This is a genomic window from Haloarcula rubra, assembly GCF_019599465.1.
Taxonomy (GTDB): domain Archaea; phylum Halobacteriota; class Halobacteria; order Halobacteriales; family Haloarculaceae; genus Haloarcula; species Haloarcula rubra.
On sequence record NZ_RKLR01000022.1, the window covers coordinates 19,881 to 31,770 of the forward strand.

The window sequence follows — 11,890 nt, forward strand, 5'->3', positions numbered from 1 at the left end:
TTGACTCCGTCATACAGCCTCCTACGTCCTCCTCGCCACTTTTAGAGACTGACCGCCCGTGATTTTAGATCCAGATAGAAGCGAGACTTATTTGCTAACGAGCGAAGAACGCTGTGATATCAGTGGTTAAACTACTTAGGAATATTTATGAGCGTCTTACTGCGGACGGGTCAACAGCGGAACAAGCCATACAGAGCGGTATCTGGGTGGCTGGAATCAACGTCGCGGACCGTATCTTGCAGCTTCTGAAGGTCGTCATTCTCGCTCGATTGCTTTCACCGGCAGCATTCGGCCTTCTTGGAATCGCGCTGCTAGCGATTGCGGCACTCCGGCAGTTCTCGAAGCTCGGGTTTGATGAGGCGTTGATACAGCACGAAGACGACGACGTAGACGCCTACCTCAACACCGCTTGGGTAATGAAGATTATCCGTGGGTTCGGAATCGCGGTCGTCGCGTTTCTCGCAGCCCCATACCTCGCGGTGTTTTTCGGCGAACCGCAAGCAGAGCCGATTATCCGTGTCGTTGGCATTTCCCCATTGATTTTGAGTTTACAGAACCCGGCGATAATGTACTTCCAGAAGAATCTCAACTTCCACAAGGAGTTCGTATATCAAGTCGGTGGTCGATTGGTGGATCTCACCGTCGCTGTCGTTATCGCACTCTTCTTGCGTAGCGTTTGGGCTCTCGTGGCTGGCATTGTAGCGATGAATTTCGTGAAGTTTGTGATCTCCTACGGTATTCACGAATACCGTCCCAATCTTGAGTTTAACCTCGCGTATGGAAAGGAAATGTTTGGCTTTGGAAAGTGGTTACTTGTATCGGCAATCCTCGTTTTCCTCTACGGACAGGGGGACGATGCGTTCGTTGGCTGGTTCTTTACGGCGAGTTCGCTGGGAGTCTACCAGTTGTCATATCGATTCTCGAATGCCCCTGCCACTGAGATCACACACGTTATTTCACGCGTGGCGTTTCCGGCACTGTCGAAGGTTCAGAATAATACCGCGAAACTTCGTGAGGGATTCCATAGGGCTGTTCAGCTATCAACAACAGTGGCTTTTCCGATGGCAGCTGGCATTGCTGCTGTCGCTCCTCAGTTTGTTCCTGTAGTCCTTGGTGATCAATGGCAATCAGCGATACCAGTGATGCAGGTCCTAGCGGTCTGGAGTGGAATTCGTGCGTTCGGAGCAAATGTCGGATCTGTTTATAAATCGACAGGACGACCAGACATTGAAACACGGATTCAGGCGCTCAAAGTCATCATTATAGTAATTATAATTTATCCTGCCGCAGAGTGGTTTGGCCTTACCGGTGTCGCCTCTGCCATTGTGATGAGTTCATTTATACCACTTCCAATTCATCTCTACTATGTTTTGTCGATCACTCAAGGGCAAGCTATTGAGTTGCTCAAACTGATCGCGTACCCATTTGCAAGTAGCGTCGTTATGGCTGGCAGTGTTGTAGCGCTAGACGCCTACGTCCTCACAGGAACAAATATTTTGAATCTTATATTCCTAATTATCTCAGGTATCATAGTTTATTTTGTTTTAATGGTTATATTTGAACATATATTTGGGTCGGGACTTATGCAACTATATGCCATAGTTAAGCAGGAAATTTAAGCAGATATTAGTTTAAACTAACCCATAATACTAGACAATCACTTGTATGTTGGATGCGTTGTCATCACAAGAATCTGAGAACTCACTTTGTTTTTGTTTCTTTACTCACCCTTGCTCGACAGCTTCTTTCATACTAAGCTTGACATCCCTGTCATTGATCAACCGATTATATTTAGTGAGGACATATGAGACATAGTGTTATGCAACGGTTAGGAATTCTGTACTATGTAGGCTCGTTTCCAAAGTTATCTGAGAGTTTCATTCTAAACGAAATCAACGAGCTCTACAACCGAGGACATAATATTGCAATCTTCGCCCTGAACGATCCTGGAGAAAACATTACTCACGAAGAATATCAAGACATAGAGGTTCCCATCTACTACGCAGATGACTCTTACACGGATTTCCCACGATTACTGTCCAAGAAACCCGCTCAGATGGCTCTAAGCGATACAACAAATGGATTTTTCAAGCATTTCTCACTAAAACGGATCGGCCACAACTTGCTCTTAGGTAAGCAATGTTCTGAGTTCATCGAATCACTTGATTTCGGCGTCAGCGTCGTTAATGCTCACTTTGCGAGTTCCACTAGAATCGGAGCGATGCTCGCTGCACGACATCACGGTATTCCGTGTACTGTTACCGCCCATGCATCCGAGATATTCTGCTCTCCAAATGTTCCCCAGATAAGGTACATCTGTGACAGTATGGATCACGTGATTGTTCCATCTGAATACAATCGAGACTATCTACGGAAAGAGATTGGGATTGAGAACAATATAACAGTTGTTCCGGCGACGACGCAAGTTGAGAAGTTTGAACCCTCTGCCCCAACCGTCGAGAACCGGCTGTTAACTGTTGCTCGGCTAGTTGAAAAGAAAGGCTATCCATACGGTATTGAGGCGGTGGATAATCTCATCAAGCAGGGATACAATGTCGAATATCACATTGTTGGAACCGGCGATAGGAAGGATTGGTTACAGCAACAGGTGAAAGAGTACGGTATTGGAGATCACGTCAAATTCTTGGGCCACATCTCCGATGAACGGCTTCAGAAAGAACTGAGTGAAGCGTCCGTCTTCGTACTGCCTTGCGTTATTGCCGAAGATGGTGATCGGGACGCTATGCCGGTCGTTCTCAAGGAAGCGATGGCGTCAGAAACAGCATGTGTCTCGACTACTGTCTCTGCTATCCCGGAACTCATCACAGACGGTCATGACGGGCTTCTGGTATCGGAAAAAGAATCAGATAAGATAGCATCTGCAATCCAAGAATTACTTGATAATCCCGAAAAGAGGGAAGACATAGCAGAGAACGGGCGGGAAACCGTTCACAATAAATTTAATATATGCAAATCTGTTGATATGCTAATCGAGGTATTTGAGTCTTTACAGTCAAATTGAATATAACCCGGCTACGATTCCCCACCCCCCATAGTGTATTGTACGACCAGCTTTGCAAACGCTTTTTATGACGAATTCAGTATGTTCACGTACCAGTCTCTGCGTATTTGCCTGTTTCAGCATGAGAACCGGATCAGTGTATTAGCATCGACCCAGAAGCTGTCTGGAGCGACAACCCATGCAAATCAACGCTGCTGACACAAGATGAATCCTTTCAAAGCTATCGAAGTGGTCATCAGTCCGCTTGCTTTGCTTGCTTGGACAAACTCAGCAAGCGGACTCCTTCAACTTGCGAGCTTTGTGAGGTACTGAATCCACTGTTACAGAACGTTTGGCGGTATCTGCACTACGAATACGTGGCGACGCCCCGCCGAGGCGGGCGTCGCCTCTGGTGGTGGCCGTTCAAGGAGTTCGTCAATATGGTTCGGCGGGCTGCGTGGACGGCCCGCCGCACCGCAAGGGCCGTCCCCGCGAACCGACCAACTGACACCTGTTCCGGCGGTAACCATCATCTGAGTACGCCTGCGACATGAGTGGCAACGTTGTCGCGTCGGCGGCTGACCACCGCCGACAGCGACAGTTCCGTCCTCGCTCAGCATAGTTCAACCGCTACGAGGACTCGTCAGGACAAAACCGAAGACTCAGATCATATTAGCGGGTGACGCTTTGTGAGGTACTGGGATGGCCATGAAAGCATAACAAGTCATCATTAGCCCACTTCTTCGTAGACTTCTTGTATCTTCTTGAGCATTCTGCCACGGGTGAACAGTCGTTCAACGCGTTTTCGAGCTTGTTCACCATAGCTGCGACGACGAGCATCATCCTCAAGAAGTGTATTTACTGCATCAGCTAGTGCTTCAGCGTTGCGTGGGGGAACCGTGAGTCCTGTTTGACCATCTTGGCTCACCCAAGGCACCCCTGTTGGAAGCGAGGTATTCACAACCGGTAGTTCTCGTGCCATCGCTTCAAGCTGAACAATTCCGAATGCTTCACTCGGTTCTACAGAGGGGAGGACAAAGAGATCAGCAGCACGGTAGAGACTTGCGAGCTTTTGATCAGAAACGTATCCGACGAACTGGATTCGGTTATTGACACCACGGTTACGTGCGCGTCGTTTTAGCACTGAGCGGCGTTCACCATCTCCAGCGACAAGTAACGTCGCCTCTATACTATCCATTGCGTCAATGAGATGCTCCACGCCTTTGTAGTAATTTAGTCTGCCAACAAATAGGATGATCGGGTCAGTAGTGTCTATATCGAGAGGTGGTGGATCTTCGGCATCGATTACGTCAAGATCAATGGAAAGCGGTACAATATCACACTTCTTTTTGTAGGGTTCAAGAATTGAAGAATTCTCAAGCAGAGGTTTCGATGTAACGAGAATTCGGTCAACTCTACTAAGGAACTGTTGAAGGACGGGTTTATATATCTTGAGGGCAGTCGCCTGTCGAACAATATCGCTATGGTAAGTCGCAATAACTGCTGAGTCGCCAGTTCCGGCAGTCAGTTGTGAAACCGTTGAGAGAGGGTTCGGGAGATGATGATGAATGATATCGGTATTTTGAGCGGAGGTTCGAAGATGTATGGGAAACGTTGGTGCAAGTGGAACTGACATTGCAACTCCGATACTTGATGTCTTTCTCACATCAACTCCATTATGTTGTTCACTACGCCCCCACCCTTTGGGCCGTGCAGATAGGACACGTGTCGTATGCTGATCAGAAAGTCCTTCAGCAATATTTTGGACGACGTGCTCGATCCCACCGACTTTCGGATAGTAGAATTTGTTAACTTGGAGTATATTCATTCGTCTACGAAGGGGTTATCCACTCGAAAGAACTCCCGGACTATAATTAAATCGCTTTACTGGTCGGCAGCACGTTCGTAGGTATTTACTGTCTGTTCTGCTGTGTGCTCCCAAGTGAACAACGTGGCTCGTCGCTTGCCGGCCTCAACGAGGTCACGCGTGAAAGGGTCATCGCCGACGATCCGTTCTATACCAGTTGCGACTTCGCTGGGATTAGAAGGGTCGGCTAGATAGGCGGCGTCGCCCGCTACTTCTGCCATCGCTCCACGGTCAGAGGTGAGAACAGGCGTTCTGACGCTCATCGCCTCCAGTATTGGTAAACCGAACCCCTCGTAGAGCGAAGGATAAACGAGTGCTGAGGCGTTTCGATACAACCAACCGAGTTGCTTGTCGGGAACAAACCCGAACACATGCACCCCCTCTTTAGAGGATAACCCAATTGAGGCGAACACGTCACGACTCGGTCCGACTAGAACGAGAGGTAAGGGGTTAGTGACTCGATCACGGTAGCGACGGTACGAACACAGTAGCCCGTCCAGATTCTTCCGAGGATTTATCGACCCAACAAAGAGGAGGAACTGTTCAGAAGTCAACTCTTCGTCGGGTGTACAGCCTCCAGAAGGCGGTTGAGTCACACCGTTGTAGATAGGAGTCGTCTTCTTCATCGCGGATGGATACCGCGACGCAACTTCGTCGGCCGTGAACTCCGAAACAGTGATTATCTGGTTGGATACCCGGATAGCGAGTGGAGTCAAAGCTCGATAGAGAGCGACATACTTTCGAGTAAACCACTCGGGGTGTGTTATCGGTGAAATATCGTGAATAGTCGTGACGAGTGGTTCGCGGGCTAGAAGGGGCGGTTGCCCACCAGGCGTATGAAATACATCGATATCATATCGAGAGAGTCGTCTCGGAAGGACAAATTGCTCCCAGTAGTGTGCCCGAGGACCGCTATGAATCGGGGCAGAATCAGCGAGCTTCACTGGACGTTCATTTGCTGCTATTTCGTCCGGTAGCGAGTCAATACCGAAAACGACGTACTCGATCTCATCGCTACGTGCAGTGAGAGCAGTGAGAAGACCTCGCGTATATCGACTAACACCGGTCGGATTAGGTTTGGCCAGACTTCGTGCATTGATACCTACTCTGAGCATTTTAGATCACTTGAACTCAACTGATAGAGATGTGGTCGGACGAAGGTTTATAGACTGCTTTCTGAACCAAGTTAAAAAGGAACACTAATACAGGGAGCTAATAAGAAGCGAACCTTAATTGCCACTATGGATCTACTCGTGCTTACGCGAGAGTTTCCACCACATATCCTCGGTGGGATATCTTATCACTTATCTCACCTCTACGGCGAAGTCAGCGAGATGGGTCATGACGTTACCGTAATCAGCGGAACTTGTAAGCAAAATGAGACTATATCTCAGGAACTCATCCCCGATAACGTCAAGATCCACACGGTTCCATTCGGCAGTCGTCGCGGGCATCACGCGCGATTTCCGATAGCACTCCGGCACTTCCTCAGGGACTTTGATGTTTCAGCGTACGACGTTGCGTTGGCCCACACTCCGATTCCGTTCGAGATCGAGATACCAGTCGTTACTAAGTACCACGATTGTGAGCGTGAGGAGCGGAAATACCAACCTGATTCTGATTTCCCCGTGAACGTTCTCGACGCCATGTTCGACCCGGTCAGACGGTGGGTTGAACAGCAGTCACTAGCCACTACGGATCGCGCGATATTTGTGAGTGAACTCTGTCACGAGATGTGGAACGAGCACTACGAAATCGAGTGCCCTACCCACGTCGTACATAACGGGATCGACACCGATATCTTCTATCCTCGAAGCGAAAAGAGAAAGGAGTACGTTCTCTTCGTCGGTGGTTCTGAGCGAAAAGGAATCTCGAAGGTTTTGGACTATGCCGAACGGTCCTCCTACGAAATAAAAATTGCTGGAGCTTCGGACTTGCAAACGCCAACCGCTACGGTACTCGGCCGCGTTTCCCCCAAGAAATTAGCCCGCCTGTACAGCGAGGCGATAGCGACAATTCATCCGGCTAACTTCGAAGCATTCGGGAACATCGTATTGGAGTCGCTCGGGTGTGGAACGCCAGTAGTCACAACCGAAAGATGTGGCGCATCAGCGATCCTTGACGAGTCCTGTGGTATCGTAACAGAGGATTTGGAATACGGTGTCCGCCGAGCGACGGAGTTGAACCCGAAGTCGTGTGTCGAGGCGGCACAGGAACATACGTGGAGGGCAGTCGCAGAGGACACTTTGGAGATAATTAGCCAAGTAACGAGAACTCCCTATGCCTGAAGATGAAAGTGCGGGGTCGCTCCTGCAATCCGTAAGTAGAGGTGCCGTCATCTTTGGAGGGGAAATACTTCATAACGGTTCTGATGAATCGCTGGACTGCATCGGATTCGACCGTCAGAACTAGGAACATGAGACGGAAAACTGCTGATGCCTATGTCGAAGATCTCTCTATCTTCACGAACTCACCTTTGCACGTTAGTCGGGGGTTGAGTGAACGAAGAGGTGGTCGATCTCGTCCATGAGGTCATCGACGCTCCGGTCATCGTTGTCCCGAACCCACGAGAGGAGGTTGTACACGGCTTCTTTCAGGGAGTGTTCGAGGTTCGCTCGAAGCGATGACGCCTTCGAGCGAACCGTCCCCAAGGCGCTCGATTCAGGATCAAGACGAAGGAGACTGTAGGCAGCCATGAGAAGGTGCCAGTGCCGACTGGCACCTTCGGCGGTCTGCATCTCGCAGTCTCCTAGGTCGAGATCCTGTTTCGAGTCCTCGAAGAACGTCTCGATGCGCCATCGCATCCCGTAGGAGCGAATCACGTGCTCAGTCGGTGCGTCAACCTTATTCGTGGTGTGATACTTGACCGGGTTCTCTTCGTCTTCGTCGGTCTCTTTCTCGGCAATAGCTAGCTTCACGTCTCCCAGCTGGGAGACGGGGAGCTTCTTTGTCCAGATGTGGTAGGTGTAGGAAGCGTTGCGAACGATGGTGCGCTAAATAAAGCCTGGCTGATACTGTTCAAGACAATACCCTTTGATTTCATCCGCTGTAGGAGAAAATCATGACGTAAACTATCCATCACGTAAATATAGACGTTATCAATCATAGCTATATGCTAATTCCACTCACAGATAAATCCACAGGTCTTTGAAGTGTCTCCACTCGATTGGTGAAGACCAAGTAGAAATGTCAGGATATCCACTACAGATAGCCCAGGTTTTCGAGGCGGTCTTCGACGCCTTCGTCTGTAGCCTCCTTCGAGAAAAAAGAGTACGAAGTGTCATTCGAAGACCGATACGTAACGTCAGTGTTGTCGTCAAGCCACTCCGTCAGGACCCGCCCGTCAATGTCTTCGGGAACAGGTAGCGAAAACTGGTGAAGTAAGGTCGGAGCAACGTCCAAAAGGTGCGGGTCGGACGGTGCTTCATGAAACGATGGGCCGACACCGACCAGTATACCATACTGTCCGTGATGCGCGACGCTGTTGCCTGAGTGGACTTCGCCTCTCGGACCTCTTGATATCTTGTACTTCGCAGAGGAAAGTATAACATCGCCAGCTGCCTCTACGTGTGGGCCGCTGTATACTTCCCTGTCGAGATACGCGGCGATATCCTCTACATCGTCAAATCTTCGTTGTATTTCCTCTTTCAGCGTTTCACTCTCGGAAACCACGTCATTATTCACTCGGATAGCACACTCATCCTTCGAACGACAGTACGCGACAGACTCCGAGAGATCGATACCAGGTTCCGCTTTAAGTTCCTTACCGGATAAATTCTCTATCGCCCGTTTTACGGGTTTCACGGCACGGAGCAGAAACGGGCTTTGTCGGATCAACTGACCGAATACGCCGACGTTTATTTCTTCCGTATCATCAAGTTCCTTCGATTTATTTTCAAAGGTAGTTCCGTGTCGAGACTGTTTGAGATACCCCGACTCCTGTAACCAGTCATTCACGAAGAAGTAGTCGTCGAAGACCCGAAATCCGTGGTCGCTCAACAGTATGAGGTCGTCGGTATCGTCAAGGTCGTTCGAGACTCGTTCAACATACTCGTCAACATCGGCCAAGAGCTTTTTCGCCCGTTTGGCTACGTCAGATTGAGGGTTTTGGATAAGAGATAAGTAGGCGGCGTGCTGTAGCCAGTCAGTAACGCTCACCAAGTGGAAGAGGAAATCGTGTTCTTCCTGATTCAATACAGATAAAAACGTATCTTTGTTATGTCGAAACGTATCACGCATCTCCGCGACGTTCTCGGTATCACTCCCATCTAATTCCGGGTATCGTGGCTTCTCCACGCCAAGCCGGTCGCACAAATCGTCTGGTTGAGGTGAAACCCCGTCGCCATCTAGCCAAGACGGCATGATGTCCCCCTCAATTCGCGGCGGTAAGCTAAACGGTAAGTTCTGGAGATAGCAAGTGTATCCCTCCTCCGATAGTAATTCATAGAATGTAACTGAATCAAGGGACCGTCCGTCCAGCAAAGAGACGGAAAAGTTCTCTGAATATGTAACGAAATCAAAAATTCCGTGCTTTCCCTGATTCTTTCCGGTCTGGAATCCTGCCCACGCAGGAGCAGTTACCGGGGGTATTGTACTTTCTAATCGTGCACTCGGATAAGACTCATATAGATCATTGATAGCCGGAGTAAAATCCAGAAGATCGTTATGAAACCCGTCGAGACCGAGGATTACAGTACGTCCCATACTCCACAGCAGATGTTGGCTTCACTTATAATTGCACACTCGATAGTCGGTACTTCCCAATCGCCGTTTGTCACGGAGCTAACGCGTCGCTCTGATTGAAATATATCTGGTTCAGAAGTGGGAGGCCTTGCTCCAACTTCGGCTGGTAAAGTACGCTGATCCAGCGTACTCCCAATCGTTCCACGACGAACTTCGTCCTCATCACCAGCAACTCTTTGAGCAATCGAGACAATCTTTCCAGTGAATCGGGAGATATGGGTCATGGACAACTAAAGTCGCCCATTTTAACTCCTTCGATTTAGCGACCTATTCCGACGCTGTCCAGTGATTCAACACAGCCGCTTGTGCCGATTCAATTCAGCTTTCGAATCCTCAGTTAGGAAATACCGACAGATTCTCATCCATTAATAAGATTAGAGAGATGGCAAAGTAATTACTGATGTGTTGAGCTGATGATTCAGGGGGTTTATTATTCCATAGGTACCCTCTCTCTGTACAGTAAATATGCACAGCTATATCTCGAAACTCGGGGATATACTTCCAGAACAAGCAAAAGACCTTCTCACACCATTTTATTACAGATGCCAATCGGTTTCAGCCAATCTTGAACACAATAGGCCAACTACTTCGGTCACCAAGCGTAGGGATGCTCCAGATCATATTGTTGTTATCGTAATTGATGCGCTTCGTCCAGATCTAATCCCTGATCTTTCAATAGATTTCACCCACGCTATTGCTCCCTCGACATGGACATTTCCCTCTGTCACAAGTCTTCATACAGGTCTTCGGCCGAGCGACCATGGGTCAGTAGCACACACAGCCTGACCAAACTGACTACTCGATACCTTCGCAAACCGACTCATACCCTCACTTCCCATTAGATTTAGAAGCTGTTGGATACAATACTTATTGTGTATCTGCATTTCCGATGCCATTTCTCGCAATTAAAGGTTGGTATCAGAAACATCAATATTTCCAGGATGCAAAAGCATCAAAGGTCCTAGATTATTATAGAAAGTGGCGAAAGGGGCGTTCATCAACTGCCGCATATTTACATTTGAGCGACCTACATGCACCAGTAAATCCCCCAGAGGAATATGTGGAAAATCGTGGCGTAGATGTTTCAGTTCCGGGTTTGCAAAATATCGGGAGATATAACACAAGTTTCGATGAGGAGAACCCTGACTGCCAGTACTATCGTGAACAAAAGCTTCAGTTACATCGTGCTGGCTTAGATTATATTTCAGAACAAATAAGTGAGATTATAAATGAATTCAAGGATGATACTCTGCTAATTATCACAGGAGACCATGGAGAAGGATTATATGAGCATCAAGAATTAGATCGTTCATTTACTGATTCAAGACCCAACTACTGTTTAGGACACGGAGGAACACCGTTTGATGTTATTGCTAGAGTTCCACTAGCGATCTTGGGACCGGATAATATTCAGAATAATCCAAATGGTGGCTGGCCAACCCTCCGTGATATACCTGCAACAATATTAGAGCAAGCAATTGAAAACCCGAATGCTCCAGGGATTTCTTTATTTAAAACTATTCCGGAGAGTCGTAGTGTGATTTGTGAGGGTACTCGCTATGGGGTTGAACGCAAGGCCGTCTATCGGGGAGAGGAGAAGGTAATACGGTCCGAAACCGATGACGTTACATTAACAACAAAGTTATCCCCTAATGGAGAGGAATCCGTTGAGCTTTCTGATTCAACAGTTGAAGAGCTTTTAGCCCAGTTACCAGACCAATGGGACAATATGCAATCTACAAGGAAAGTGTCAGATATAACAAAGAAACAACTAAAATCCTTAGGTTATCGATGACGACACACATTTACTGTATGTCGAGTTCACGGAGTTTGGATGCTCACCTCTCTACTGAATCGTGATCTAGAATACTTCCAGACTTCATCATCAAGTGACATAAGTTACAAACCATAACAAAATATCATTCTTCTTATGGTGAATTATTGGTGGTGTAATCGGTGTGGATTCAACGGCCATCACCAGAATACAACACTAGATTCGTTAACGCAGGAATCGGTTCTCTTTATACAACTATTGCACCCGGGCCCCCGTACCAGTGAATCGATACCTAGAATTATAGGTGGTATCTTGTTTTTGATTGTATCCATCATGATAGTATATCCTATAAAGCTATTCCATCAAACATTCGTATTTCGCTCTTGCGAAGTAGATTGTTGATAGCGAGAGCTGTGGCTGAAAGTCGAAGAGGGCAAGGGCACCGCGCCAGCGGTGCCCGATATGTTCCCACTAAGCCGGTTCGTGTCGGAATCGGCCGCAGCGG

The 11,890-nt window shown here is 48.2% G+C and carries 7 protein-coding genes and 2 pseudogenes; 5 read left to right on the forward strand and 4 right to left on the reverse strand.

Annotated elements, in window-relative coordinates; genetic code table 11:
* The first annotated feature begins 113 nt into the window (after positions 1-113).
* The 3 genes and pseudogenes from EGH21_RS24645 to EGH21_RS23100 form a co-directional block, all read left to right on the forward strand.
* Entirely contained in the window at positions 114-1,619 is a 1,506-nt protein-coding gene (locus EGH21_RS24645) for a lipopolysaccharide biosynthesis protein (RefSeq protein WP_220620766.1), read from the forward strand.
* Between the two features lie 200 nt (positions 1,620-1,819).
* Positions 1,820-3,022: a glycosyltransferase family 4 protein gene (locus tag EGH21_RS23095; protein WP_220620767.1), complete on the forward strand. Its 1,203-nt coding sequence runs from the start codon at positions 1,820-1,822 to the stop codon at positions 3,020-3,022.
* A 305-nt stretch (positions 3,023-3,327) separates the two neighbouring features.
* A pseudogene (locus tag EGH21_RS23100) lies at positions 3,328-3,555 on the forward strand (hypothetical protein); the annotation flags it as partial.
* A gap of 176 nt (positions 3,556-3,731) precedes the next feature.
* Here the strand turns inward: EGH21_RS23100 and EGH21_RS23105 are convergent.
* Complete coding sequence (locus EGH21_RS23105; RefSeq protein ID WP_220620768.1) at positions 3,732-4,829, reverse strand: glycosyltransferase; 1,098 nt, start codon at positions 4,827-4,829, stop codon at positions 3,732-3,734.
* A gap of 56 nt (positions 4,830-4,885) precedes the next feature.
* A complete protein-coding gene (locus EGH21_RS24650; protein ID WP_220620769.1) occupies positions 4,886-5,983 on the reverse strand; it encodes a glycosyltransferase family 4 protein in 1,098 nt (365 codons plus the stop codon).
* Positions 5,984-6,109: 126 nt separating this feature from the next.
* Between EGH21_RS24650 and EGH21_RS23115 the strand changes: the two genes are divergently transcribed.
* Positions 6,110-7,156 (forward strand): glycosyltransferase family 4 protein, encoded by a 1,047-nt coding sequence (locus EGH21_RS23115; RefSeq protein WP_220620770.1) that lies wholly within the window; start codon positions 6,110-6,112, stop codon positions 7,154-7,156.
* 195 nt (positions 7,157-7,351) lie between these two features.
* Here EGH21_RS23115 and EGH21_RS23120 read toward each other — a convergent pair.
* Together EGH21_RS23120 and EGH21_RS23125 are read right to left on the reverse strand one after the other, a co-directional pair.
* Positions 7,352-7,834: pseudogene (locus tag EGH21_RS23120) on the reverse strand (transposase); the annotation flags it as partial.
* 235 nt (positions 7,835-8,069) lie between these two features.
* Positions 8,070-9,572: an alkaline phosphatase family protein gene (locus EGH21_RS23125; RefSeq protein ID WP_220620771.1), complete on the reverse strand. Its 1,503-nt coding sequence runs from the start codon at positions 9,570-9,572 to the stop codon at positions 8,070-8,072.
* Between the two features lie 928 nt (positions 9,573-10,500).
* On the opposite strand from EGH21_RS23125, the gene EGH21_RS23130 reads away from it, so the two are divergent.
* Positions 10,501-11,406, forward strand: a complete 906-nt coding sequence (locus tag EGH21_RS23130) for a sulfatase-like hydrolase/transferase (RefSeq protein WP_220620772.1) — start codon at positions 10,501-10,503, stop codon at positions 11,404-11,406.
* Positions 11,407-11,890: the final 484 nt, after the last annotated feature.

Bases quoted from the DNA above. Each gene is read 5' to 3' on its own strand.
- EGH21_RS23095 (WP_220620767.1), top strand. From the start codon at position 1,820: ATGCAACGGTTAGGAATTCTGTACTATGTAGGCTCGTTTCCAAAGTTA.
- EGH21_RS23105 (WP_220620768.1), bottom strand. From the start codon at position 4,829: ATGAATATACTCCAAGTTAACAAATTCTACTATCCGAAAGTCGGTGGG.
- EGH21_RS24650 (WP_220620769.1), bottom strand. From the start codon at position 5,983: ATGCTCAGAGTAGGTATCAATGCACGAAGTCTGGCCAAACCTAATCCG.
- EGH21_RS23115 (WP_220620770.1), top strand. From the start codon at position 6,110: ATGGATCTACTCGTGCTTACGCGAGAGTTTCCACCACATATCCTCGGT.
- EGH21_RS23125 (WP_220620771.1), bottom strand. From the start codon at position 9,572: ATGGGACGTACTGTAATCCTCGGTCTCGACGGGTTTCATAACGATCTT.
- EGH21_RS23130 (WP_220620772.1), top strand. From the start codon at position 10,501: ATGCCATTTCTCGCAATTAAAGGTTGGTATCAGAAACATCAATATTTC.